The organism is Arthrobacter sp. TE12231, from assembly GCF_054062895.1.
In genome coordinates, this window is the sequence record NZ_JBSSFS010000001.1 from 503,075 (window position 1) to 526,887 (window position 23,813).

Genomic DNA, 23,813 nt, shown 5'->3' on the forward strand with positions numbered 1-23,813 from the left:
GCAGCGTCGGGGGAGGGCATGTCCATCCGTCGGGCCCGCGGGAGGTCAGGGTCAGGCGCGGGAGGTCAGCGTGAGCAGGACGGCTTCGGGGCGGCAGGCGATGCGGACCGGGGCGAACCGGGAGGTGCCGATGCCGCCGGAGACGTTGACCGGCGTCGCCCTGCCGTTGCTTTCCCACGTGTGCAGGCCGCGGGCCCGCCAGGTGGGAAGGTCGCAGTTGGTGACCAGCGCCCCGTAGCCCGGGATGCAGATCTGCCCGCCGTGGGTGTGGCCGGCCAGGATGAGGTCGGCGCCGTCGTCGGTGAAGTGGTCGAGGACGCGCTGGTAGGGCGCGTGGGCGACGGCGACGCGCAAGTGCGGATCGGAGTCCCGGCCCTTGGTACCGCGGGGCCAGCCGGCGTACCGTTCGAGGCGCAGGTGGGGATCGTCGACGCCGGAGAAGTCGAAGCGCATGCCCTGGAGCACCAGGGACTGGCAGCGGTTGGTCAGGTCCAACCAGCCGGACATGCCAAACTCGGACCGCAGCAGCGGCCAGTCGAGCTTCTGTGGGTCTTTGCTCTGGCCGGAGGGCCCGAATAGATATGAGGCGGGGTTCTTCAGGCGCGGGCCGAAGTAGTCGTTCGAGCCGGGAACGAACACGCCGGGGAAATCCAGGAGGGGACGTAGGGCCTCCACGAGGGGGGCCACGCCCTTGGGATGGCTGAGGTTGTCGCCGGTGTTCACCACGAGGTCCGGCCTCAGCTCGGCCAGGGAGGACAGCCACTGGGCCTTCCGGTGCTGGCCCGGCACGAAGTGGATGTCGGAGAGGTGCAGCACCCGGAACGGGCCGAAGCCGGCCGGCAGGATGGGGAGAGTTTCCTCCCGGAGCACGAACTGGTTCTTCTCCCAGATTCCGTAACCGGTGGCGGCCGCCCCTGCTGCGGTGCCGACTGCGGCGGTCACGGCAAAGCCGCGTCCGATGCTTCGAACGCGGCTTGCCAGATCATTCCCCCGGCTCATCGGCTACTTCTTACTGGACTTCGTCGGGGCCGGAGCCGGAGCTAGCGTCGGGGCCGTTGTCGGGTCGGCGGCGGGGGCCGTGGCCGGATCCGTGCTCTGGGTTGTCGGGATGGTCGCCCGCGGCGGCGCGACCGGGGCCGGCGCGTTCAGCAGGTTCGACGGCGGTGCCGGGAACGGATTGGTGCCGTAGGCCGGCGCCACCTGGGCCATGTAGTTCGAGAACTGCGGCCCGGCGATCATGTAGCCGTCGATGCCCCTGTAGAACTTGCCATTGATGGTGACGTTCTGGCCGGCCCGCTGCTGGTTGCCCAGGGGATCGCCAAACCACGTGGCCGTCGCCAGGCCGCTGGTGTAACCGGCCACCCAAGTGGAGCTGTTGGAGTCGTTGGTTCCCGTCTTGGCCGCGATCGGGAAGGTGGTCTTGGTCGAAATCCGGGGCACAATCAGCGCACCAGAACCGCGGTTGAGCACCTCCTGCATGGCATACGCGACGCCGTGGGCCACATCCGGATTGATCGCGTCCCGGCAGTTGGGCGTCTGGGCCGGCAGTTGGGCGCCGGTGGCGTCCGTCACCGAATCGATGGCGATCGGTTCGCAGTACTTGCCGTCGTTGGCGAACGTGGCGAACGCGCTGGCCATGGTCAGCGGCGCCGTCTGGGTGGAGCCGATGAGGTTGCCGAGGGTGGTCATCGGCACCTGCGGATTGGGGTTGTCCGTGCTCGGCAGGCCGCCGTGGATGCCGACGGCGTCGACGATCTTCTGGATCCCGCAGAGATCCACCTGGGCCGCCGTAGCGAAGGTGATCGTGTTGATGGAGTTGGCAAGCCCGTCGAGGACGGACATGTACTTGTAGTAGCCCTCTTCCGCGTTCTGCAGGTCATGGGTGCCGTTGGTCGCGTCATACCAGCCGACGGTCGGGGCGGGGCAGGTGTTCTTCCAGGGGAAATTCTGCGGATATCGGCGCACGGCGCCATTGAGCAGCGTGCTCATGGACTTGCCCTCATTGAGCCATTCCGCGAACGTGAAGGGCTTCATGGTGGAGCCGGGCTGGAAGCCGCCCAGACCGTTGAGGTCGTTGCCCTTGGCGTCCTGGCTGTCCACGTTGAAGTTCTGGGTCTGGTCGAATTTGCCGTCGGCCGGGAACCAGACGGTGTTCTGGGCCATGGAAATAATCTTGCCGGAGCCCGGCTGCACGGACACCAGCGAGGCGCCCCACTTGTCCGGGTTGGCGCCGGCCGAAGCATCAACCTGGGACTGGGCCACAGCCTGGGCGTGCGGGTCCAGCGTGGTCTTGATGGTCAGGCCGCCGCGGAAGATCTTCCGCTCGCGCTCGGCGGCGTCGGCCCCGTAGGCCGGGTTGTTCAGGAGCAGGTGCAACACGTAGTCGCAGAAGTACGGTGCGGTCTGTGAATAGGCGCAGCCCTGGCGGGGTTGGGTGACTTTGGTTTCCACCGGCGTCGCGACGGCGGCGTCATAGTCGGCCTGCTTGATTTTGCCCTGGGTCAGCATCGCCTTGAGCACGAGGTCGCGCCGGACCTTGGCGTTGTCCGGGTTCGCGATGGGGTCGTAGAAGGAGGGGCTGTTCACGACGCCGGCGAGCAGTGCCGCCTGCGGCAGGGTCAGGTCCTTGGCGGTGGTGCTGAAGAAGAACTTGGATGCGGCTTCGATGCCGTAGGCGTCCCGGTTGAAGAAGACGATGTTCAGGTAGCCCTCAAGGATCTGCTCCTTGGTGAACTTCTTCTCCAGCGCGATGGCCAGCTTCATTTCCCGGAGCTTGTCCCCGACGCCCTTGTTGACGCCGTTGAGGAGGACCTCGTCACCCTTGCCTTCGGCCTCCAGCGAGGAGTTGATGACGTTGTTCACGTACTGCTGCGTAATCGTGGACGCGCCCTGCTTCTGGCCGCGGGCGGTGCTGACGAGGGCGCGCAGGATGCCGGTGGTGTCCACGCCGCCGTGCTCGTAGAACCGGTTGTCCTCGATGGCGATTATCGCGTCCTTGATGTACGGGGACATCTGGTCCAGCGAGACGCGGGTGCGGTTCTCCGCGTAGAGATTGGCGATCACGCTGCCGTCGGAGGCCAGAATCGTCGTCGACTGGCTCGGCGGATCGACCTTCAGCTCTGCCGGAAGGGTGTCAAAGAACTGGATCGAACCGCTCGCCGCGCTGCCCGAAACGGCCGCCGCGGGGACCAGGAGCCCCGCCACCAGGACGCCACAAATGGCGCTCACGCCCAGGAAAAGAAGGATCTTTCCGAGGGTGGTGGCCGTGTCGAATAAAGGGTTCTTACCAGTCGCCATGTTTTCCACTTTACCGGCAACGACTAGGCTTTATGTCATGACCAAATGGGAGTACGCCACGATTCCGCTCATCATCCATGCCACAAAGCAGATCCTGGACCAGTGGGGCGAGGACGGCTGGGAGCTCGTCCAAGTTGTTCCGGGCCCTGACGGAAACGGCCTTGTTGCCTACCTGAAGCGGGAGAAGCAGTAGCCATGAGCACCCCCTCTGAAGCCACCCCGGCCACGCCGGCAAACCCGGAAAACGTCGCCGAAGGCACCGCTGCCTCGACGGCCGCCGCAGCGGGCCAGACCGGCGGCACGGGCGCGTCGTCCGCCGTCGAACAGCGCCTCGCGGAGCTGGGCCTGACCCTGCCCGACGTCGCGGCCCCCGTGGCGGCCTACGTTCCGGCCGTCATTTCCGGCAATCATGTCTACACCTCCGGGCAGTTGCCGTTCATCAACGGCAAACTCGAAGCCACCGGCAAGGTGTCCACGGGCTCGGAAGGCGCCTCCGACGAGTCCACGGTTTCCCCGGAAGCCGCGAAGGCATACGCCGCCGTCTGCGCCGTCAACGCCCTGGCGGCGGTCAAGAGTGTGATCGGGGACCTCGACCGCATTACGCGGATCGTCAAGGTGGTCGGATTTGTTTCCTCCGATCCTTCGTTCACCGGCCAGCCCGGTGTCATCAACGGCGCCTCGGAGCTGCTGGGCCAGGTCCTCGGCGATGCCGGCCAGCACGCCCGTTCCGCCGTCGGGGTGTCCGTCCTGCCGCTCGACTCTCCTGTTGAAGTCGAACTGATCGCCGAATTCGCTTAGAAGGCCGGTTAGTTCTTTGCCTCAGTTAGCACGTCGCCTGTTCGTTCTGCCCCCCGATCTTGAAGGAGCAGCACGCAGCTGGCTTGAACACGGTGAACGCACGCCCCGCGCCCCGCGCTTCGCCTCCTCGGTGATCCTCCTGCGGGACTCGCCCACGGGTCTGGAGACCTGGCTCGGGTACCGGACGGGGTCCTCCCCGCTCGGTGTCCTGGCCTTCCCCGGCGGATCGCTCGAAACGTCCGACGACGACGCCGTCGGCTGGCTTGGTCCCTCGCCCCAGCACTGGGCCGAGCAGATGGGGACCTCCGACGTCGGCTTAGCGCGCCGTCATGTGGTTGGCGCCATCCGTGAGCTGTTCGAGGAGACCGGCATCCTGCTGGCCGGCCCGGACCTGTCCACCACGGTGGAGTCGACCTCCAGCGCGGAATGGATGCGCGCCCGGGAAGCCGTGGCGGACCAGGAGAAATCCTTCACCGACGTGCTGGCCAAGCGCGGGCTCTCCCTGCGGACGGATCTACTCAAGCCCCTGGTCAACTGGCTCAGCCCCGATTTCGCCCACCGCCGGTTCAACACCCGCTACTTCGCTGCCACCCTGCCCGTGAACCAGCAGCCCTCCCTGCTCGCCAGCAAGGGCGTCTGGGGCCGCTGGGTCTGCGTCCGCAAAGTTGTCAGCGAACGGGACACCACGGTGCTCGGCGACGAGGTGGGGCAGGAGAACACCGTGGGCCGCACCCTGGGTGAACTCCTGGTTCCTGGCTCGGAGATCATGCTCGAGAAGATGGCCAAGGCCAACGGCTGCATCGCCTACCTCAGCTACAAGCGCAAGGCTCACGTCTACCAGCCCAAGCTCGTCGAGGAAGAAGGCCGGCTCATGCTCGAAGTCGAGGCCGCCAAGACGGTTGCCGGCGAACCCCAGCGGGAGCGTTAGGCCCACACCGCGTGGCCCCGCCTGGCTAGGGTTTGTGACTGCCTGAGGGGTGTGGCGGCCTGACGGGGCTGGCCCGTTGGGGGACATGCCCTCCGTTGGCGCTGGCCGTTGGACATGGTGGCAGTACGTCCATTCCTGGCTTCCGGGGCTGGGCATCTCCCGGCCATACGGCGGCTGCAAAAGGACATGCTCCTCTCTGCGCCGCGCCGTCCTAGGACATGCCCTCCGTTGGCGCTGGCCGTTGGACATGCTGGCAGTATGTCCATTCCTGGCTTCCGGTGCTGGGCATGTCCCGGCCATGGGTCTGTGAAGAATGGGCATGTCCCTCGGACAAGTGGGTACCAACGACAGAAGGCCGGTCCCGTTCATTCCGGGCCCGGCCTTCGTGGTTGCTGCTCAGGTTTCCTAGCGGGAACGCTGGCGCAGTCGCTGCATGTCGAGGATGACGACCGCGCGGGCTTCCAGGCGAAGCCAGCCGCGCTGGACGAATTCAGCGAGGGCCTTGTTGACCGTTTCGCGGGAGGCGCCGACCAGCTGGGCCAGCTCTTCCTGCGTCAGTTCGTGGGCGACCAGGACGCCGTCGGTAGCGGGGCGGCCGAAGCGGTCGGCCAGATCCAAGAGCGCCTTGGCCACGCGGCCCGGAACGTCGGAGAAGACGAGGTCGGAGAGGGAATCGTTGGTACGGCGCAGGCGGCGTGCCAAGGCCTGCAGCAGCTGGGCCGAAACCTCGGGACGGGTGCGCAGCAGCGCATTGAGGCTTTCGTTCTTGAGACCGGCCAGGCGGGTCTCGGAAACTGCCGTAGCCGTCGCCGTTCGCGGGCTGGGGTCAAAGAGCGCCATTTCGCCGAAGAGTTCGCCCGGGCCGAGGATGGCAAGCAGCGATTCGCGGCCGTCCGGCGACGTGCGGCCGAGCTTCACCTTGCCGGAGACGATGAAGTAGAGCTGGTCACCCTGATCGCCTTCCCGGAATACCGAGGCACCGCGTGAAAGGTCCACCTCGGTGAGTTCGTCCGTCAGCAGACGGAACGCCTCGTCGTCGAGCGTGGCGAAAAGGGGTGCGCGGCGCAATACCTCGATATCCATGAAATCTCCTGACTAGCTGTGTCGGCTGGGGCGCTTCAGCCATTCTTTCAGAATTTTGGCGCGTCTGTGACGTAGTTGGCACTGAAACGCCCGAAGGGCTCGAAAGCGGGGTCCCGGAAGTCCCCGCCGATCCCGGAAGACCCGGCAGACCGGCGGCCGATCGGCAAACGTTCAGCTTACACGGCTAGAATCGTGGCTGAACTGTCTGTGAGGAGCCCCGGTGTTTGGCTTGACCATTTTGGACCTGGTGTTGGTTGTGGCGCTTTTGTCCTACCTGATCCACGGCCTTCGCAACGGCTTCCTTGTGACGCTCGGAGGCATCGCGGGATTCGCTGCGGGCGCGGTCGCCGCATTCGTGTCCGTTCCCATCGTCAGCGGGCTCGTGGAAGACAGCGGCTGGCGTCTGACCGCCATCGTGGCCACGGCCATCCTGCTGATGATCGTGGGGAACGGGCTAGGCACCATGATCGGCCGGCGAATCCGCAGCGTTATGCCGTTCAGCCCCCTGCGTGCGGCGGACCGTCTCGTGGGCGGAGGCGTGAACGTCGTCGTGTCCGCCCTGGTGATGTCGATGCTGGCATTCAGCATCGGGGCCCTGGGCGTGCCCTTCGTGTCCCAGCAGATCGCCGAATCCAAAGTCATCGGCTTCATCGACGGCGTGACGCCCACCCCGGTCAAGGCGTCAATGGCCCAGTTGCGCTCCGCAGTGATCGGCGAGGGCATCCCCACCCTGCTGGACGGCATCGGCCAGGGCCAGCCGGTCGCCGTCCCGGACACGAGCACGGATACCCCGGCACTGAACAAAGCAGCCGCGTCGGTCCTCAAGATCGCCGGAACCGCCTACCAGTGCGGCCAGAACCAGACCGGCACCGGCTTTGTCGTCGCCCCCGGACGCGTGGTGACCAACGCCCACGTGGTCGCAGGCGTCGATCAGCCGGTGGTGGAAACGCCCGGCGGCGGCGCCCTGCCCGGGCGCGTTGTGTACTTTGACACCCAGCACGACCTCGCCGTCGTGGCGGTGGACGGCCTGCAGTCGGCACCCCTTCCCCTGACCTCTGACCTGCCGTCCGGCAGCGCCGCGGCCTTCGCCGGCTATCCACACGGCGGTCCGTTCCAGTCCAAGCCGGCCACGGTCCAGGACATCACCACCGTGCTGGTCCCCGACATCTACGGCAACAATGCCGCGCCCGAGAACGTGTACCGGCTCGCTGCCGACGTGCAGCCGGGTAACTCCGGAGGCCCGCTCCTGACCACGGACGGGCAAGTGGCAGGGGTGGTCTTTGCCAAGGCCACCGCCGAGTCCTCGCTCGGATTCGCTATCACCATGACCGACCTCGGCCCCGTCGCGGCCCAGGCGCCGGGTCTGGGCGGCGCCGTCTCGTCCGGACACTGCGTCAAGAAATAGCCCGACATTTACGCCACGAGCTGTTCCTTGCGGTTGCCGGCCACGAGCACTCGCGGGCGCTCCCGGGCGATCACGATCCCCGGGAGTAACCGTTCGACGTGGAAATCCTGCCCCGGCCGGACGAAGGCTTCCACCCGTCGACGTCGTCAGGGCTGCGCACATCCACAGGATTGAGGTCGAAGCAGGCCCGCCACAGTGGACATGCTCAGTCCTTGGCCGCGTGCAGTCCGGCGAGGTATTCCACCGCGAACCGGTAGCCCAGGATCCCGGCGCCGGCAATCACGGCCTTGCTGATGTCCGACAGATAGGAATGGTGACGGAACTGTTCGCGGGCGTGCACATTCGTGATGTGCACCTCGACCGTGGGCAGCGCGACGGCGGAAATGGCGTCCCGGATGGCGACGGACGTGTGCGTGTAGGCGCCGGCGTTGAGCACGATTCCCACCGCCTTCCCGCGTGCTGCGTGGATGGCGTCCACGAGGGCCCCTTCATGGTTGGACTGGAAGCATTCGACGTCCAGCCCGTGCGCCGCACCGGCATCTTTGGCGAGCTGTTCGACGTCGGCCAGGGTCGCCGTCCCGTACTTCTCGGGCTCGCGGGTGCCGAGCAGGTTCAAATTGGGTCCGTTGAGAACAAGGATGGTGCCGCGGCCGGCAGCCCTGGCGGGGGAGGCTTCAGTCATGTCAGCAAATCTATCGCGCCCCGGCCCGTGTGCGCTGTTCGTTACTGCAACACCCTTCGTTACTGCCGACTTTGCGCGCCGCGCCAAAATCCGCGGACAACATTAACGACGGCGGCGCATCCCACCGGGTGGGAGGCGCCGCCGTCGTCCATGCGCCGGTGTCGAAACACTCCGGCGCCCCGGCTGTTTCTGCCGGCTACTTCTTCAGCGAATGCGCGATCTGGGCCATGACGGTGTTGTCGGCGAGGGTGGTGGCGTCGCCGACCTCGCGGCCTTCCGCGACATCTTTGAGGAGCCGGCGCATGATCTTGCCGGAGCGCGTCTTGGGCAATTCCGGCACTACGAGGATGGTCTTGGGCTTGGCGATCGGTCCGATCTCCTTGCCGACGTGGTTCCGGAGTTCCTGAACGATCGCATCGCCGGTGTCCACGGCGTCCCCGCGCAGGATCACGAAGGCCACGACGGCCTGGCCGGTGGTCTCGTCCGCGGCGCCCACGACGGCGGCTTCGGCCACGGCCGGGTGGGACACAAGGGCGGATTCGATCTCCGCGGTGGACAGGCGGTGGCCGGAGACGTTCATGACGTCATCCACGCGGCCCAGGAGCCAGATGTCGCCGTCCTCGTCCTTCTTGGCACCGTCGCCGGCGAAGTACATGGTCTCGAAACGGGACCAGTACGTTTCCTTGAACCGTTCCGGGTCGCCCCAGATGCCGCGGAGCATGGCCGGCCAGGGTTCGCGGATGACGAGGTAGCCGCCGGAGCCGTTGGGCACGGATTCGCCGAGTTCGTCCACGACGTCCACCGCGATGCCGGGCAGCGGGACCTGGGCCGAGCCGGGCTTGGTGGCCGTGACGCCGGGCAGCGGGGCGATCATCTGCGCCCCGGTCTCGGTCTGCCACCAGGTGTCCACGATCGGTGCGGGGATCGCCTTCCGGCCGCTGTCGGCACCGATGACCTCGCGGTACCACATCCAGGCCTCGGGGTTAATGGGTTCGCCCACCGAGCCCAGGACCCGGACCGAGGAGAGGTCGGACTTGGCCGGGATCTCCTTGCCCCACTTCATGAAGGTCCGGATGGCGGTGGGGGCGGTGTAGAGGATGGAGACCTTGTATTTCTCCACGATCTCCCACCAGCGGCCCTGGTGCGGGGAGTCCGGCGTGCCTTCGTACATGACCTGGGTGGCGCCGTTGATGAGCGGGGCGTAGGCGACGTAGGAGTGCCCGGTGATCCAGCCGACGTCGGCGGTGCACCAGTAGACGTCCGTTTCCGGGTGGAGGTCGAAGACGGCCTTGTGCGTGTAGGCGCCCTGGGTGAGGTAGCCGCCGGTGGTGTGCAGGATGCCCTTGGGCTTGCCCGTGGTGCCGGAGGTGTAGAGGATGAAGAGCGGGTGTTCGGAGTCGTGCCCGACGGCGGTGTGTGTGGGGGACGCGGCGCCGACGGTGTCGGCCCACCAGTGGTCCCGGCCCTCGTGCCAGTCCACGTCCTGGCCGTTGCGTTTGACCACGACGACGTTCTGGACGGTGTGGCCGTCGTGGGCCAGGGCCTCATCGACGGCCGGCTTCAAGGCGCTGGGCTTGCCGCGGCGGTAGGTGCCGTCGGCCGTGACCACGAGCTTGGCCTCGGCGTCGTCGATCCGGGACCGCAGGGCCTCGGCGGAGAAGCCGCCGAAGACCACGGAGTGGATCGCGCCGATCCGGGCGCAGGCCAGCAGGGTGATGACGGCCTCGGGAATCATCGGCAGGTAGACGGCCACGCGGTCGCCCTTGGCCACGCCCAGTGACTCGAAGGCGTTCGCGGCCTTCTTCACTTCCTCGGTCAGCTGCGCGTAGGTGTAGGTGCGGGTGTCGCCGGGCTCGCCCTCGAAGTAGATGGCCACCCGGTCCCCGTTGCCGGCCTCGACGTGCCGGTCCAGGGCGTTATAGGCCGCATTGACCTCGCCGCCGACGAACCACTTCGCGAACGGCGGGTTGGACCAGTCCAGCGCCTGGGTGAAGTCCTTGGACCAGCTCAGCAGCTCGCGGGCCTGCTTCGCCCAGAAGGCGGGACGGTCGGCGTCGGCCTCGGCGTAGTCAGCGGCGGTAACCACGGCATTCGCCGCGAACTCGGCCGACGGCGCGAAACGGCGGTTCTCCTGGGACAGATTTTCGAAGGCATCGCCCTGGGGCGCCTGCGTGGCAGTGGTGCCGGGTGTCTGCTGGGACATGGTGAACCTCATCATTCATCGATCCGTGCTGAGCGGACGTTCGTGCCGCCTCCGCGCCGGGCCGCATGCGCGACGTCGGGCGGCGGCAGATCACGGCAGTGCCGCAAGAGCTGTTCTGCAATAAACACTAATACGCGGGTCCGACCAAACGTGCGCCCCGTCACAAAGAGCGCCGTGAGCGGTGTTTGTTAAGCGCCGAGTGGTCTCTTCGGCGATCGGACGTGCCCGTTCCCGCCTCCCCGGCGCAGGCGCCGGGGAACCGAAAATACAGAGAATTCTGCTGTGGGCGCCCTCGGCTTGTCAGCTAGTGATCGGCCATGCACTTGGCTAGGCTGAGATGAAGTTGTGACATCCGATGGAGGCGGCGGGACCCGTTAGCGGTCCTGTCCTTGCCTGCCGTTAGACGGCGCTGTCCAGGGCGCCGCCATGCTAAGGAGATACGGAATGAACGAGCAAGACAACGGGCAACTCCGGGCGCCCGCCCAGAACCAGGGCGGCGCGGCGCAGCCGGGGCCAGCCGGGTTCGGGGACGCGCCGCGCTTCACGGTGGACAAGAAGACCGCGAAGAAGAACGAAGCCATTCTAGGCCCCTTCACCATCCGGGATCTGACCGTGTTCGGCTCCACGCTGCTTCTCTTCATCGCCTCCCTCATTCCGATGTTTGCCTTCTCCTACAATCTGTGGAACCTGGGCAGCCTCTTCTTCCTGGGCCTGGGCATCGTGCTGCCGCTCATTGTCACCGTCTTGTTCGTGGCGCGCCGGCTCAGCCCGGGGACGAAAATCCGGGTCGGATCGCTGTCGATTGATCAGTTCGCGTCCGTCGTGGCGTCCTTTACGCTCGCTTTCTTTTTTCTCGCCGCGGCCGGGGCCTTCGTGCCGAGCATGCTGATAGCCCTCCTGGGAGCCGCGGGTCTCTTCGCGGCCACGGTCCTGGCCCGGTGGATCCCGTTCTTTGCCGGCGACTTCCTGGGCCGCGAGGAAGCGCCTGCCCACGTGGTGGCCCGTGAAGCCGTTGTGCCGGTGCAAAAGCCCCGTGCACCCAAGACGCCGAAGGCACCCAAACCGGCCAAGGCCGCCACAGGAACCGGCGAATCCAAGGCGGCCGCCTTCGGGGCGGCCGCAGGCCGGGACAATCGACCGGCCACCGCCAGCCAGACCGCCGTGCCGGCAGCACCTTCACCGGTTGTACTGTCGCCCGGGGTAGCTTCGGTGGGTGCAGCGTCCGTTGCAGCGACGAGCGCTGCGGCTTCCAGCGCGCCGGCAACCCAGATTTCCGGCGTTGTACCACCCGCTGGCGCGGGTGACACGGCTGGTGCTGCGCCGTCCGCTGCTTCCGCCACATCAGCGTCGGCTCCGTCAACGCCGTCGACGTCGGCTCCGTCAACGCCGTCGACGTCGGCTCCGTCCCCGGGGCCGGCTCCCTCCGCTGAGCCGGCGTCCGCCGCGGAACAAACCCAGGCCGCCGGCGTCGTGGCCGGTGCTGCTGCATCGACTCCTTCCGTTGCCCCGGCCGCTTCCACCGGCGCCGCCGCGGACCAGACCCAGGCCGCCAGCGTTCCGGCTGCCTCCGGAGGCAGCGCCCCCACCGCGGTCCACCCTCAGGTCCGGCCACAGGAACAGGTCCGGCCGCAGGAACCCATCGGAGCCACCGTCGATCCCGCCAGCCGCGCCGCCGAGGACGATGTCCACCCCGTGCACGAGGCCTTCTGGTTCGCCGTCGCACAGCCCCGCACCGCCGTCGACGAGCGCACCGGGGCCCCGGCGTTCGTCATCGAGCCCGGCGGCTGGGTCCTGGCCCTTGAAGACCGCGGCAACGAATTCCTGGTCCAGCACACGGACGGGCGCCTCGGCGTGCTGCGGGACCTCAGCAACATCGAACGCGGTTAGCCGTCCGTGACCACGGAATCCGGCAGAAGGGAATCCGGTACCAAGGAATCCGGCGGCAAGGCCCCCCGCAGCACCAAGCCCGGTGCGCCGCGGGCGTCGGAGTCCCTTCTGGCGCTCAAGCGCCGGGCTCGCCGGATCAACCGGGCCCTCGCGGAACAGTACCCCTATGCCCACGCGGAACTGGATTTTCGCAGCCCGTTTGAGCTCGTGGTGGCCACGGTGCTGTCCGCCCAGACCACGGATGTGCTGGTCAACCAGATCACGCCCCTTTTGTTCGCGCGCTACCCTAACGCGCGCCGGATGGCGGAGGCGGAGCCGGCCGAGCTCGAGGCCATCATCAAGCCCACCGGCTTCTTTCGCGCCAAGGCCAGGAACCTCCTGGCGCTGTGCAACCGGCTCGTGGATGAGTACGACGGCGAGGTGCCCGGCCGGCTGGAGGACCTGGTGACGCTGCCCGGCGTCGGGCGGAAAACCGCGAACGTGGTGCTGGGCAATGCCTTCGGCATTCCGGGCATCACCGTGGACACCCACTTCGGCCGCCTGGCCCGGCGCTTTGGCTGGACAGACTCCGATGATCCGGTCCGGATCGAGTCCGATGTCGCCGAACTGTTCGAGCCGAAGGACTGGACCATGCTCTCGCACCGCGTCGTCTTCCACGGCCGCCGCGTCTGTCACGCCCGCAAGCCGGCGTGCGGCGCCTGCGCGGTAGCGAACTGGTGCCCCAGCTACGGCGCCGGCGAGACCGACCCGGAGAAGGCCAGGAAGCTGTTGAAGTACGAGCTCGCCCCGGGGCAGGAGGCATTGCTGGCCCGGCTTCTGGCCGAGACGCACCGCGCTGCCGAAATCCGGATGGAATCGCAGAGGAAGCAGCCGTGACCGCGCGCCAGGACCTCGTCGACCTCGTTGCCGCCGTCGTGGCGGGCACGGCGCCCGCGCCGGATCCACGCTGGCGGGAACTCGCCGTCGAGCCCGGCGAACGGGTCCGCAAGGCCGCCGTGCTGATGCTCTTCGGGGCGCTGGACAACGTCCCGGCGGTGTCCGAGAAGCTGCTGGCTCCGGCCGATCTGGACGTTCTGCTGCTGCAGCGGGCGCAGACTCTGGATGACCATCCCGGACAAGTGGCCTTTCCGGGCGGGGGCATCGACCCGGGCGAGTCGGTGGTCGCCGCGGCCCTTCGAGAGGCCGAAGAGGAGACGGGGCTGAACCCAGCGGGTGTGGACGTCCTCGGGGCAATGCCCGAGCTGGCCCTGCCGCGGGGGAATTTCCTCGTCACCCCGGTCCTGGCCTGGTGGGCCGCCCAGTCGCCCGTCCGGGTGGTGGATTACGGCGAATCCGCGCAGGTGTTCCGGGTTCCGGTCCGGGATCTGCTGGATCCGGACAACCGGGTGATGGCCGCGGTCAGCCGGGCCGGCCAGACGTTCCAGAGCCCCGCGTTCACCGTCAACGGCGTGGTGGTGTGGGGGTTTACCGGGATGATTCTGAACCAGCTGTTCGAACAGCTGGGCTGGGCGGTTCCCTGGGACCGTGCACGGCTCTACGGGATCGATGTGTGAGCCACGCCCGGCGATGCGTGCGGCCGATTCTGCGCCGGCCTGTTCTACGCCGGCCTGTTCTACGCCGGCCTGCCGGCTGATCCGCTAGCTGGCCCCCACGCCGCTGCCCACCAGGGCAGCGGGTGCCACCGCCGCCGGCCGGCTGGCGGCTCGCCGCTGAGTGCCGGAACGATCCACAATCAGACCGGTCGCGGCGTTCTCACGCACAGCGGTAATGCCCGCCGCCGCGCTCTTAATGGAGCTGAACAGCGGCGAAACGGCGACGACCGTTCCATCCGGTGCCGTCAGCCGAAAAAAATACGCCTTGTCTCCAGCTTGTGCAATCTCAAACATGCCAGCCAAATCTGTGCCTCCCCAATTCCTTGCGTCATTGCAATAGCCAGCGGAAAGAACGGGAATCCGCCGGCCTTTTCGAGCCTAGCCGGGTGATGGAGCCCACACAATGCTACCGACGGGTACGTTACGGATGGTGTCCGAGGTCACTCATTTTGCGTTGTCGTACGAGTCCACGACCGCCACGCTGACCGGAAATTCCACCGGAATCCGGCCGAACAAGAGCTCTTTGGCGGCAGCCGCTGAGTCCTCGATCGCCCGGATGCAGTCTTCGACGGCGCCATCGGGGCAGTGCACCATCACTTCATCGTGCAGGAAGAAGACCAGTTCAGCCGCGGCGGTGCCGTCCGACCGCAGGTCGCGCAGCCGCCGTCGCAGTTCCGCCAGCCAGCAGGCCGCCCAGTCGGCGGCCGAGCCCTGCACCACGAAGTTCCGGGTGAAACGTCCGCGCGAGCGGGCGATCGAGTCCGCCCGGCGCTGTTCTTCCGCGGTAGTCGAGTGCTGGCTGCGCAGCCAGCGATCCGACGGCGGAGGGCTGCTGCGGCCCAGGCGGGAGGTGACGGTTCTCCCGGCTTCGCCGTCGCGGGCAGCTTGCTCGACGAAGCCCACGGCGCGGGGATAGGTGCGGGCAAGTTGGGGCATCAGGCGCCCGGACTCGCCCGTGGTTGCGCCGTAGATGGCCCCGAGGAGGGCTACCTTGGCTTTTGCCCGGTCGCCGCCGAAGCCTTGTGCCGCGATGCCGGCGTAGAGGTCCTTGTCCCGGGCGGCCTCGGCCATTTTGGAGTCCTGCGCGAGCGCGACGAGGACCCGCGGTTCCAGCTGCGAGGCGTCGGCAACGATCAGCTTGTGGCCGGGATCGGCGTGGACGGCGCCGCGAATCTGGCGCGGAATTTGCAGCGCCCCTCCGCCGCGCGACGCCCACCTCCCCGACACCACACCGCCCACCACGTACTCGGGCTGGAACCTGCCGTTCTTGACCCACGCGTCAAGCCACACCCAGCCGTTGGCCGCGTGGAGACGGGCCAGCTTCTTGTAGGCGAGCAGCGGCTCGATGGCGGGGTGGCTGGATTCCTTCAGCTCCCATTGGCGGGTGGTCTTCACCTCGATGCCGTTCCGGTGCAGGGCGCGCATGAGCTCCTGCGGTGAGTCCGGGTTCAGCGCGGGTGAGCGCAGCAGCTGCCTGAGTTCGGCGGTGAGCGCTTCGAGTTTGGCAGGGCGCTGGCCCGGAGCCGGGCGGGGTCCGAGGCAGTCCGCGAGGATCTGCTCGTGCAGTTCCTCACGCCAGGGCACGCCGGTGTGTTGCATTTCGGCGGCGATCATGGCGCCCGCGGATTCGGCCGCGAGCAGCAGCTGGAGCCGTTGGCGCCGGTTGGCGTCTGGGGCGTCGGCCGAGCCGCCGGTCGTGCCGGGGGCCGTTGCCGGCACGGCTCCCGCCTGGCGGAGCGCGTCCTGTTGGGCGGCATACTCGGCGCGGAGTTCCTCAAGGGACTGGCCGGGGCGCTGGTCCCGGGCCGGGGCATCGAAGAGTGCGCCCTGCTCCGGCGGCGGGGGAGGGGGCTGCAGGGCCCGCGGCGGCTGGTGCAGCTCGTCGTCCTGCGTGAGTTTCTCCGCCGCCCGGGCATAGCCGGTGTGGGCGGTGAACTCCGAGTGGGCCAGAATCGAACCGCACAAAGTCAGGTCGTAGCAGCGCTCGAGCTCCACGCCGGCCCGCAGCAGCGACGGATACCAGTCCTGCGTGCGGTGCCAGATCCAGCGCGGGCGCCGCTTTTCAAGCCCGCGGACGACGCCGGCGAGGTCACCGGCGCTCACCACCCGTGGCTGTGGATTGGACGGTGCGGGGAGGCCATCGGCCGTGAGTTCCTGGAGAGCCGCGCCGTCGGCGTGGGCGGCAAGCAGGAGGTACATAGGGTCAATTCTGCCCTGCTCCGGAGCGTGCTCGGTGCGCACTGCCTGGCGGGGCTGCAGAGGCCGGGCCCGGTTTGTCCACATAGCCGACGACGGCGGTTACGCTGCGCTTCCCGGACAGGCACAGTGGCAGCATGAACAGGCACCAGCCACCCGGCCCGGACTCGCCGCCCCCGCAGGACGGGGGGCCGTGGATTCCCGGGGAGTCCGCGGAGACTCTGCTCGTCACCGGCGCCGATGTTCTGCGCGGCGAGGTGGAGCGCATCGTCGCCGCTGCCGGGGGCCACCTGCGGACAGTCCGGGACGTGGCCGATGCCGCGCCCTTCTGGGACGCCGCGGGCGCCGTACTGGTTGGCAGCGACATCAGGGAGTTGCCACTTCGAAGGAGGGCGCCGGCGGTGCTCGTCGGAGTCAAGGATGACGGCGACGGACTGTGGCAACTGGCCGCCGCCATCGGGGCCGAACGCGTCGCCGTGCTGCCGGATGCCGCCGCCTGGCTGGCCGAATACCTGAGCCGGTCCCGCGCGCCGGAAGCCGGCGGACTCGTTGTAGGCGTGACGGGCGGCTGCGGCGGTGCAGGGGCCACGACCGCCGCCATCTGGGTCGCGCAGGCCGCCGCCGGGCTCGGGGCGCGCGTGGTGCTGATCGATGGCGACCCCTGGGGCGGCGGACTGGAACTGGCGTTGGCCGCCGAGGACGCTCCCGGGCTCCGCTGGCCGGACCTGGCCGGGGCGAGCGGCAGTATCGATCCCGCCCAGCTCGACGATGCGCTCCCGAAGGTCGGGGGATTCTCCTTCCTGTCGTGGCCGGGCACCCGGGACGGTGCAGCCGGCGTGGACGCGACCTCGGTGGCCGTGGTTCTCGACGCCGCCCGGCGGGGCAGCGAGCTGGTCGTGCTGGACATCGGCCGGGGACGGGAGGCTTTGCGATCCTTCGCCTGGGAATGCGACCGGATCGTGGTCGTGGCGCCGGCCCGGCTGCGGGCGGCCGTCGCCACGGCCCGGTTGGCGCAGGAGCTTCCACCGGTAGATACGACGCTAGTGGTCCGGGCCAGTCCGGGCGCTGCCTTGGATGCGCCACTGATTGCCGAGTCCGTGGGGCTTCCCCTCCACGGGGTCATGCCGGAAATCAAGGGTCTGGCGGCGGCCACGGAACTCGGCCGACTCCTCGAAGCCGGCCGTCAGCGCTCTGTCCGCCGTCTCACCGCAGGGCTCCTTGACCTGGACCGGGGTGACGTCTGATGAGCGCCCATTCGGCCGCGGACCCCGCCGAACCGGAACGGCTTACCCGGCGGGCGCCGGGCCGCCGCCGCTCGCAGGGATTTCTGGACCCGGCGTTGCTGGAATCCGTGCGCGAGTCAGTCATGACCGATTCCGCCCCGGTAACCCCCTCCCGGGTCGCAGCGGCCCTCCAGGCGAGCGGACGGCTGCTTGGCACGGCCGGCGCCCTTGCAGCTGTGGAAAGTATCAGCGCGGAGCTGAGCGGCTTGGGTCCCCTGCATCCGCTGACCCGGGATCCTGCTGTGACGGACATCTTCGTGAACGGACCGGACTCGGTCTGGCTGGACCGCGGCAACGGCCTGGAAAAGGCGCCCGTCCTTTTTTCCGGGGAACCGCAGGTCCGGGCGCTCGCGGCGAGGCTGGTGGCAGCCGGCGGCCGCCGCCTGGACGACGGTTCGCCGTGCGTCGATGTCAGGCTCGACGGCGGCTACCGGGTGCATGCGGTGTTGCCGCCGATTTCCCCGGCCGGGACCCTCTTGAGCGTGCGAATCCGCCGGACTTCGGTCTTTACGATGGCCGAGCTGGGTCGCAAGGGCATGTTCGGGAGCGGGGCATGCGGCGGGCTGGTCCAGTCCGTACTCGAACGCATGGTGGGGTGCAGGCTGAGCTTCCTCATTAGCGGCGCCACCGGCTCGGGGAAAACCACGCTGCTGGCGACGCTGCTGGGGTTGTGCGGCCCCGGAGAACGTCTCGTCCTCATTGAGGACGCCGCGGAACTTAATCCGGTGCACCCGCACGCCGTCACGCTGGAATCCCGGCACGGAAACCTGGAAGGCGGGGGTGCCGTGGACCTGGGCGAACTAGTTCGTCAGGCCCTGAGGATGCGGCCGGACCGGCTGGTGGTGGGTGAATGCCGCGGTGCGGAGGTCCGGGAGTTGCTGTCGGCCATGAATACCGGTCATACGGGAGGCGGCGGGACGATTCACGCGAACGCTGCGGCGGCCGTGCCTGCCCGGCTGGCGGCGCTCGGCGCGCTCGCCGGCATGGGCCAGGATGCCGTGCGCTTGCAGGTGGCGAGTGCCATCGACGCCGTCGTGCATGTCGAGCGGAGCGGGACCGGGCGCCAGGTCGCGAGCATCGGAATCATGGAAGCACAGGAATCCGGGCTGGCTGTCACCGCTGCACTGGAAGTACTGAGGGACCGGGCCCGGTTCGGCCCGGCCTGGCCGCGGCTGGCGGACCGGCTCGGCCTGGATCCAGCAGTAGCCGATGGAACCAACACCGGGGCCCGCCCGGCGCCCGAAGCACGCCCGCCGGGTTCAGGAGCCGAACACCCGCAGTCATGGACCCCGCGATGACGGCGCTCCTGATCATCGTCCTGATCTTGGCCCTGTGGCTGGCCTTTCCCTCCCCGCGTGTGGCAGGCCGCCGCACCCGCAATGCCCTGCACGGCGCCGGTCCGCGGAGTTTCCTGCCCCGCGAGCAGCCATCCAGCACTCGGAGCCCGGGCCGGTCAACAGGTGTGCGCAGTCGTGGCCGGAGGGCCGTCCCAGGTCTCGGCCGCGTGTTGGCTGAAGGGTCCGCGGGGGTGGGGGCCGTGCCTATGACAGTTGTGGTTCAGCAGCTGGCCGCGCTGCTGAAGGGCGGACGCACCCCCGCCCGGCTGTGGGATGAACTGTGGGTGCTGTACGGCGCGGAGGCTGCGGAGCAAGGGGCCGCGGTCAACAGAACTGTCGACGCTTCGGTCCGTGCTTGGGTCCGCGGCGCGGGCCGCGACGGTGCCCAAGTCACGTCCGGGCCGGTGCTTGACCCGGAGTCGCTCAGAGTCCTCGCGGCCGCACGTGCGGCCGCCCTGGGCGGGTCCTCCGTGGCCGTGGCGATCCGCCGCACGGTATCCGGCGGGCCGGCCGGCGGGGGTAGCGGCGCTGGAGCCGCCTTTGGCGGCGCCGTGAGCGTCCGTGCCGGGCGCGACGCCCGGGTGTGGGGCGAGCTCGCCGCATGCTTCGACACCGCGGAGGCCAGCGGTTGCCCGCTGGCAGACGTCCTGGCGCGCTTTGCCGCGCACCTTGAGGCGGAGGACGACGCCGAAGGTGCCCGGCAGACGGCTTTGGCGGGGCCCCGGGCAACCATCCGCTTGCTGACCTGGCTGCCGGTATCGGGTTTGGGGCTCGGCTTGCTGCTGGGAGTGGACCCGATGGCTACGCTCCTCGGAAATCCGTGGGGCCTCTTGGCGTTGGCCGCAGGCGTGGTCCTGACCGCCGCCGGCCGGGTGTGGTCTTCGAAGCTCGTGCGGGCCGCGGCGGGAGCGCACTCGTGACTCCACCGCCGCCGTGAGTCCCGGACTCGCCGGAGTTGTGGTGGCCGCCGGCCTTGCCGGTGCAGCCATTATGGTCCGCGGAGACTCCGGCCGCGTCCGCCGAAGACTCCACCGCCAAATCCTGGCCCCGGCGGACGGGTCCGGACTGCGTCGGGGGACCCCGGCCGGCCGCCAGCCCGGCTATCCGGGTCTGCGGGACACCGCCATGATGCTGGAACTCATCGGCGCCATGCTGGATGCGGGAGCCGGACTGGGCCGGTCCCTGGAACTCATCGCCGCCCTGGTGCCGCAGGAACTCGGGCGGCAGCTTCGGCCGGTGGTGTCAGCCCTTGCCATTGGCGCGGACTGGGACACGGCATGGCACAGTTCAGGTGGCCAGGCGTGCGAACTTCTTGCCCTGCGCGACACCCTCACGTTCGCCGCCCTCACGGGCGCCCCGTCCTCGGCCCTCCTCTATGCCCAAGCGGCCCGGCTTCGCCGCGAACGGAACCGGGCTGCCGAGCAGCGTGCCGCGGCGCTAGGCGTGAAGCTGGTCGTGCCTCTGGGCTTGTGCTCCCTGCCGGCATTTGTCTGCCTCGGCGTCGTGCCCGTGCTCCTGGGGCTGGTCCCGGCCTGATGCCGGCGGGCGGGCGGCGCCCCCGATGCCGCATCGCCGCTGGTCCAAGGTTTATTCAAGTTGCTGGGGGATACCTTGGGGGCAGGCACCGTCGGAGTATGAGCGGTCTCGTGCGTCGGCTACTCACAGCGCTTCTGTGGCGCCTCGAATCCTCAGGGTTTCTGGGATTTCGTATCGAGTGGAAGCCACGCAGGGGGGCAGATCAATGATTCGATTGCAGAGGGCGGGCGTGATTGCAGCGCTGAGCCTATTGGTGATGGCGGGTTCGGCGGTGGGGGCCGGTCCGGCGTCCGCCGCAACGCCGACTTGTCAGCCGGGGGCGCCTCAACCGACCAACCAATACCCGGGCACAACGGTGATTGCGACCAACTTCGAGTCGGGGAGCATCACGGCTTCGGGCTTCAACGCCCCCGTCACGGCCGGGACAGGCACGGCCGACGTCTCCTCGGCTGAACAACACTCGGGCCGCTGCTCAGCCCATGTTCACGTGACCACGGATGCTGGTTCCTTGGCCAATTTTTCCGCACCGCTTCCTGCGGGCACCAATGAGGTCTACGCCGACGGATGGTTCAACGTCACCAAGGAAGGCGTCGCGGGCAACAACGTCCCCATGTTCCGGTTCTTCAACGGAACCACCCGGTTCGTGGACGTCTACCGCTCCAACGGCGGCGCCGGCCCCCTGTGGCTGCGCGTAGCGGCGCCCGACGGCACGCTCGGCTACACCGCGATGAAAGTGAACGTCCCGCTCGGAACGTGGCACCACCTGGTCATGCACGTAATCCCCAACGGCGCCTCCTCCACCATCGAGGTGTGGTTTGACGGCCAGCTCCTCTATTCCAGCAAGCAGGTCGCCACGGCCTTCACCGCGGTCACCCAGATGCAGCTCGGCGCAGAGCACCGACGGCAGGCGGGCGACAGCTACATTGACGACGTCGTGATCAAAGCCGGCAAGGCCGGTGGCCAGCTTCCCGGAACCTTCAACCCCACCGCTCCCACGCGTGTCCTTGATACGCGGAACAGCTCACCGGTCCGGGCGAATTCCGCGGTGTCGTTCCAGGTCGCGGGGGTCAACGGGATCCCGGCGAAGGTTTCGGCGGTGGTGTTCAACCTGACGGTGACCCAGCCCCGGTCCGTCGGCTTCATCACGGCCTACGCCTCGGGCGCCGCCCGTCCGAACGCGTCCAACCTGAACTTCTCTGCCGGCCAGACGGTACCGAATCTGGTGACCGTCCCGGTCGGGGCCGACGGCAAGGTCGCCCTGTTCAACAGTTCCTCCGGGTCCTCCCAGCTGATCGCTGACGTGACGGGCTATTACGTCACCGGAACGCCGGCGACGGGCGGTTCCTTCAAGAGCCTCTCGCCGGCCCGGCTCCTGGACACCCGGAACTCCTCGGCAGTCGGCGCGAATTCCGCGGTGTCGTTCCAGGTCGCGGGAGCCAACGGAATCCCCGCCTCGGTCGCGGCCGTGGTGTTCAACCTGACGGTGACCCAGGCGAAGTCCCTGGGCTTCGTGACCGCGTACGCGTCCGGTGCGGCCCGGCCCAATGCGTCCAACCTGAACTTTTCCGCCGGTCAGACGGTCCCGAACCTGGTCACGGTCCCGGTCGGGTCCGACGGCAAGGTGACGCTGTTCAACAGTTCCTCGGGCACGTCCCAGCTGATCGCCGACGTCGCTGGCTACTACCTGCCCGGCACACCGACCGCGACCGGCGCCTTCAAGGCCGTCGGACCGACCCGGATCCTTGACACCCGCAATACCAAGCCGGTGGCCGCGGATTCCGCGGTGTCGGTTCAGGTCGCCGGCGCCAACGGGGTCCCCACCGGTGCCCTGGCAGCAGTGTTCAACCTCACCGTCACCTCGCCCAAGTCCTTCGGCTTCATCACCGCCTACCCGAACGGTTCAGCACGGCCCAACGCGTCCAACCTGAACTTCTCGACCGGACAGACGGTACCGAACCTGGTCTCGGTGGCGCTCGGCTCGGATGGAAAGGTGGCGCTGTTCAACCGGTCCTCCGGATCCTCCCAGCTCATCGCCGACCTCGCGGGGTACTTCCTCCCCTAGAAGCGCGTGATTGAGGTTCCAGCGCACCGAACTGAACCCGAGAAGCTGTAGTCGCAGTATGGACCGCAGCATCTCGGGTTCAGTTTTGCGCCCGGTCAGGAGTGGCCGTTAGTCGGGTCAGGCGGGTACCTCGTCGGGCCAAGGCATGAGCGGGGCGCTGTCGTGCCGTCCGTCCGGCGGCGTGGAACAGCCCGTGAGTTCTCCTCCACAGGCCGCCGCGGCGCCGGCTGCGGGCATGTTTTCCACTTAGCGGACTTCGTGGCTTACCGCGCCGTGCCCAAGCCGGGAGAGTCGAATCAGCCGGCGATCCTGCCGGTGTCCCGTGGAAGGAAAGCAGATGTCAGTCAATCAGGACACTCCCGCTGCGAAACGCATAGACAGCGGGGAAGATGGGGTTGCCGAGGTGTACGAAATCTATCCCGGCGCCAGCTTGGTTGTTCCCGTTCAGCCGAACGGACGCAGGAGGCCGCTCTCGGCGCAGGCAGGAATGGCAACAGCCGAATACGCCATCGCAACACTCGCCGCCGTAGGGTTTGCCGGCGTTCTCGTGTTCATCATGCGCAGTGATGAGGTCCGGGGGTTCCTCCTGAACCTCATCCGCACGGCGCTTACGCTGCCATGACGTGGGTCTGGCGCGCGGGCGGGAGCGGGCGGCGGGGGTCGCCGCGAACCCCGGACTGCCTCGGGGCGGTCACAGCGGAGTTCGCCGTGGCGCTGCCGTCGGTCGTCTTTCTGCTTGCCATGCTGCTCGCGGGTTCGGCAGCCGGGGTGATGCAACTTCGCGTCGAGGAAGCGGCCCGGGGTGGTGCCCGTGCGCTGGCCAGAGGAGCCGCAGCCGGCGAAGTCGGAGGGATTGTCCGCCAGCTTGCCGGCGAAACCGCAGCGTCGACCGTGGCCCTCGACGGCGAATGGCTCAGGGTCACGGTGTCCGGCCGTGTCCCCGGGGCTGTCGGTTCCCTCATTCCGTGGACCCTGAGCGCCAGTGCCTGGGCGCGTCCGGAAACCCCCGGCGCGGCACAACTGTCCCGGGTGGATGGGGCCTCCCGCTCGGGACGGGCACATGATGTCGCCGGTTAGTGCCGGGGCCAGCGGGCCATGGCGCCGGACTCCGTCCCCAGGCCATGACGTGTACCGCTGGCGGCCGCGGGAGCGGGGATCAGGGACGGTCCTGGCCTTGGGACTCGGGCTGGTCGTGATCATGGCGGCAGTCTTGCTGCTGCTTCTGGCTCAGTCAGCCGTCGCGGCGGCCAGGGCTGCGGCGGCTGCCGACCTCGCAGCCCTGGCGGCAGCGGACGCCGCCCGAGGAATCACATCCGGTGAGCCGTGCGCCGTCGCCCGGGAGGTCGCACGGAAGAACAATGCCATTGTGCTCGCCTGCTCGAAGGGCGCGGACACGTCAGTCCAGGTCAGCACCGAGATCAACGTCGGGCCGTTCCTCGGCGCTGCCAGAGGTCTGGCCAGGGCCGGTCCACCCCCGGCGCCCCGGAACGGGCCCTCACCGTGAGGGCTGCTTTGCCCGCGGCA

General features: G+C 68.4%; 23 protein-coding genes. 15 read left to right on the forward strand and 8 right to left on the reverse strand.

What is annotated here, in order from left to right:
- Positions 1–51: 51 nt before the first annotated feature.
- Positions 52–999 carry a metallophosphoesterase gene (locus ACVWYS_RS02235; protein ID WP_456508303.1) on the reverse strand — a complete coding sequence of 316 codons (948 nt, stop codon included), beginning with the start codon at positions 997–999 and terminating at the stop codon, positions 52–54.
- Positions 1,000–1,002: 3 nt separating this feature from the next.
- A complete protein-coding gene (locus ACVWYS_RS02240; RefSeq protein WP_116766154.1) occupies positions 1,003–3,297 on the reverse strand; it encodes a transglycosylase domain-containing protein in 2,295 nt (764 codons plus the stop codon).
- Between the two features lie 37 nt (positions 3,298–3,334).
- On the opposite strand from ACVWYS_RS02240, the gene ACVWYS_RS02245 reads away from it, so the two are divergent.
- Genes ACVWYS_RS02245 through ACVWYS_RS02255 form a run of 3 tightly spaced genes read left to right on the forward strand, consistent with a single transcriptional unit; the run spans position 3,335 to position 5,023 of the window.
- A complete protein-coding gene (locus ACVWYS_RS02245) occupies positions 3,335–3,490 on the forward strand; it encodes a DUF4177 domain-containing protein (RefSeq protein WP_009359196.1) in 156 nt (51 codons plus the stop codon).
- Positions 3,491–3,492: 2 nt separating this feature from the next.
- Entirely contained in the window at positions 3,493–4,095 is a 603-nt protein-coding gene (locus ACVWYS_RS02250; protein ID WP_344366633.1) for a RidA family protein, read from the forward strand.
- A 16-nt stretch (positions 4,096–4,111) separates the two neighbouring features.
- Positions 4,112–5,023 carry an NUDIX hydrolase gene (locus ACVWYS_RS02255; RefSeq protein ID WP_116766152.1) on the forward strand — a complete coding sequence of 304 codons (912 nt, stop codon included), beginning with the start codon at positions 4,112–4,114 and terminating at the stop codon, positions 5,021–5,023.
- Positions 5,024–5,428: 405 nt separating this feature from the next.
- On the opposite strand, the gene ACVWYS_RS02260 is transcribed toward ACVWYS_RS02255, so the two are convergent.
- Positions 5,429–6,106: a Crp/Fnr family transcriptional regulator gene (locus ACVWYS_RS02260; RefSeq protein ID WP_011693220.1), complete on the reverse strand. Its 678-nt coding sequence runs from the start codon at positions 6,104–6,106 to the stop codon at positions 5,429–5,431.
- A 220-nt stretch (positions 6,107–6,326) separates the two neighbouring features.
- Between ACVWYS_RS02260 and ACVWYS_RS02265 the strand changes: the two genes are divergently transcribed.
- Complete coding sequence (locus ACVWYS_RS02265; protein ID WP_456508304.1) at positions 6,327–7,511, forward strand: MarP family serine protease; 1,185 nt, start codon at positions 6,327–6,329, stop codon at positions 7,509–7,511.
- 8 nt (positions 7,512–7,519) lie between these two features.
- Here ACVWYS_RS02265 and ACVWYS_RS02270 read toward each other — a convergent pair whose 3' ends face one another.
- The 3 genes from ACVWYS_RS02270 to acs all read right to left on the reverse strand — a co-directional run bounded on the left by ACVWYS_RS02270 (position 7,520) and on the right by acs (position 10,396).
- Complete coding sequence (locus tag ACVWYS_RS02270) at positions 7,520–7,645, reverse strand: hypothetical protein (RefSeq protein WP_456508305.1); 126 nt, start codon at positions 7,643–7,645, stop codon at positions 7,520–7,522.
- Between the two features lie 71 nt (positions 7,646–7,716).
- Positions 7,717–8,193 (reverse strand): type II 3-dehydroquinate dehydratase, encoded by a 477-nt coding sequence (gene aroQ / locus ACVWYS_RS02275; protein WP_456508306.1) that lies wholly within the window; start codon positions 8,191–8,193, stop codon positions 7,717–7,719.
- Between the two features lie 196 nt (positions 8,194–8,389).
- Positions 8,390–10,396, reverse strand: coding sequence for an acetate--CoA ligase (gene acs / locus ACVWYS_RS02280; protein WP_456508307.1), 2,007 nt, complete (start codon positions 10,394–10,396; stop codon positions 8,390–8,392).
- Positions 10,397–10,840: 444 nt separating this feature from the next.
- Between acs and ACVWYS_RS02285 the strand changes: the two genes are divergently transcribed.
- From ACVWYS_RS02285 to ACVWYS_RS02295, 3 genes are all read left to right on the forward strand, one after another.
- Entirely contained in the window at positions 10,841–12,283 is a 1,443-nt protein-coding gene (locus ACVWYS_RS02285) for a hypothetical protein (protein ID WP_456509306.1), read from the forward strand.
- A gap of 108 nt (positions 12,284–12,391) precedes the next feature.
- Positions 12,392–13,159 (forward strand): endonuclease III, encoded by a 768-nt coding sequence (gene nth / locus ACVWYS_RS02290; protein WP_456509119.1) that lies wholly within the window; start codon positions 12,392–12,394, stop codon positions 13,157–13,159.
- On the forward strand, positions 13,156–13,836 hold the full coding sequence (locus ACVWYS_RS02295) for an NUDIX hydrolase (RefSeq protein ID WP_456508309.1): 681 nt from the start codon (positions 13,156–13,158) through the stop codon (positions 13,834–13,836). The genes nth and ACVWYS_RS02295 overlap by 4 nt, the downstream gene beginning before the upstream one ends.
- An 84-nt stretch (positions 13,837–13,920) precedes the next feature.
- On the opposite strand, the gene ACVWYS_RS02300 is transcribed toward ACVWYS_RS02295, so the two are convergent.
- Both ACVWYS_RS02300 and ACVWYS_RS02305 read right to left on the reverse strand, forming a co-directional pair.
- Positions 13,921–14,169, reverse strand: a complete 249-nt coding sequence (locus ACVWYS_RS02300) for a YegP family protein (protein WP_116766147.1) — start codon at positions 14,167–14,169, stop codon at positions 13,921–13,923.
- Positions 14,170–14,319: 150 nt separating this feature from the next.
- Positions 14,320–16,074 (reverse strand): bifunctional 3'-5' exonuclease/DNA polymerase, encoded by a 1,755-nt coding sequence (locus tag ACVWYS_RS02305; protein WP_456508310.1) that lies wholly within the window; start codon positions 16,072–16,074, stop codon positions 14,320–14,322.
- A 134-nt stretch (positions 16,075–16,208) separates the two neighbouring features.
- On the opposite strand from ACVWYS_RS02305, the gene ssd reads away from it, so the two are divergent.
- The 8 genes from ssd to ACVWYS_RS02345 all read left to right on the forward strand — a co-directional run bounded on the left by ssd (position 16,209) and on the right by ACVWYS_RS02345 (position 23,793).
- Positions 16,209–17,315, forward strand: a complete 1,107-nt coding sequence (gene ssd / locus ACVWYS_RS02310; RefSeq protein ID WP_344366608.1) for a septum site-determining protein Ssd — start codon at positions 16,209–16,211, stop codon at positions 17,313–17,315.
- Positions 17,315–18,652: a TadA family conjugal transfer-associated ATPase gene (locus ACVWYS_RS02315; RefSeq protein ID WP_456508311.1), complete on the forward strand. Its 1,338-nt coding sequence runs from the start codon at positions 17,315–17,317 to the stop codon at positions 18,650–18,652. Before ssd ends, ACVWYS_RS02315 begins: the two co-directional genes overlap by 1 nt.
- A 245-nt stretch (positions 18,653–18,897) precedes the next feature.
- Entirely contained in the window at positions 18,898–19,611 is a 714-nt protein-coding gene (locus ACVWYS_RS02320; RefSeq protein ID WP_456508312.1) for a type II secretion system F family protein, read from the forward strand.
- Positions 19,612–19,624: 13 nt separating this feature from the next.
- A complete protein-coding gene (locus ACVWYS_RS02325) occupies positions 19,625–20,227 on the forward strand; it encodes a type II secretion system F family protein (protein WP_344366601.1) in 603 nt (200 codons plus the stop codon).
- A gap of 508 nt (positions 20,228–20,735) precedes the next feature.
- The gene (locus ACVWYS_RS02330) at positions 20,736–22,289 is read left to right on the forward strand and encodes a hypothetical protein (protein ID WP_456508313.1); all 1,554 of its coding nucleotides are present in this window, start codon (positions 20,736–20,738) and stop codon (positions 22,287–22,289) included.
- A 337-nt stretch (positions 22,290–22,626) separates the two neighbouring features.
- Positions 22,627–22,911 carry a DUF4244 domain-containing protein gene (locus ACVWYS_RS02335; RefSeq protein WP_344366595.1) on the forward strand — a complete coding sequence of 95 codons (285 nt, stop codon included), beginning with the start codon at positions 22,627–22,629 and terminating at the stop codon, positions 22,909–22,911.
- A gap of 86 nt (positions 22,912–22,997) precedes the next feature.
- Positions 22,998–23,366: a TadE family type IV pilus minor pilin gene (locus ACVWYS_RS02340; protein ID WP_456508314.1), complete on the forward strand. Its 369-nt coding sequence runs from the start codon at positions 22,998–23,000 to the stop codon at positions 23,364–23,366.
- 49 nt (positions 23,367–23,415) lie between these two features.
- Entirely contained in the window at positions 23,416–23,793 is a 378-nt protein-coding gene (locus ACVWYS_RS02345; RefSeq protein ID WP_456508315.1) for an Rv3654c family TadE-like protein, read from the forward strand.
- Positions 23,794–23,813 lie beyond the last annotated feature (20 nt).

What these genes read in the sequence shown, in the direction of transcription:
- ACVWYS_RS02235 (WP_456508303.1), bottom strand. Translation starts at nt 999, where the DNA reads ATGAGCCGGGGGAATGATCTGGCAAGCCGCGTTCGAAGCATCGGACGC.
- ACVWYS_RS02240 (WP_116766154.1), bottom strand. Translation starts at nt 3,297, where the DNA reads ATGGCGACTGGTAAGAACCCTTTATTCGACACGGCCACCACCCTCGGA.
- ACVWYS_RS02245 (WP_009359196.1), top strand. Translation starts at nt 3,335, where the DNA reads ATGACCAAATGGGAGTACGCCACGATTCCGCTCATCATCCATGCCACA.
- ACVWYS_RS02250 (WP_344366633.1), top strand. Translation starts at nt 3,493, where the DNA reads ATGAGCACCCCCTCTGAAGCCACCCCGGCCACGCCGGCAAACCCGGAA.
- ACVWYS_RS02260 (WP_011693220.1), bottom strand. Translation starts at nt 6,106, where the DNA reads ATGGATATCGAGGTATTGCGCCGCGCACCCCTTTTCGCCACGCTCGAC.
- aroQ (WP_456508306.1), bottom strand. Translation starts at nt 8,193, where the DNA reads ATGACTGAAGCCTCCCCCGCCAGGGCTGCCGGCCGCGGCACCATCCTT.
- acs (WP_456508307.1), bottom strand. Translation starts at nt 10,396, where the DNA reads ATGTCCCAGCAGACACCCGGCACCACTGCCACGCAGGCGCCCCAGGGC.
- ACVWYS_RS02285 (WP_456509306.1), top strand. Translation starts at nt 10,841, where the DNA reads ATGAACGAGCAAGACAACGGGCAACTCCGGGCGCCCGCCCAGAACCAG.
- ACVWYS_RS02300 (WP_116766147.1), bottom strand. Translation starts at nt 14,169, where the DNA reads ATGTTTGAGATTGCACAAGCTGGAGACAAGGCGTATTTTTTTCGGCTG.
- ACVWYS_RS02305 (WP_456508310.1), bottom strand. Translation starts at nt 16,074, where the DNA reads ATGTACCTCCTGCTTGCCGCCCACGCCGACGGCGCGGCTCTCCAGGAA.
- ssd (WP_344366608.1), top strand. Translation starts at nt 16,209, where the DNA reads ATGAACAGGCACCAGCCACCCGGCCCGGACTCGCCGCCCCCGCAGGAC.
- ACVWYS_RS02315 (WP_456508311.1), top strand. Translation starts at nt 17,315, where the DNA reads ATGAGCGCCCATTCGGCCGCGGACCCCGCCGAACCGGAACGGCTTACC.
- ACVWYS_RS02320 (WP_456508312.1), top strand. Translation starts at nt 18,898, where the DNA reads ATGACAGTTGTGGTTCAGCAGCTGGCCGCGCTGCTGAAGGGCGGACGC.
- ACVWYS_RS02335 (WP_344366595.1), top strand. Translation starts at nt 22,627, where the DNA reads ATGTCAGTCAATCAGGACACTCCCGCTGCGAAACGCATAGACAGCGGG.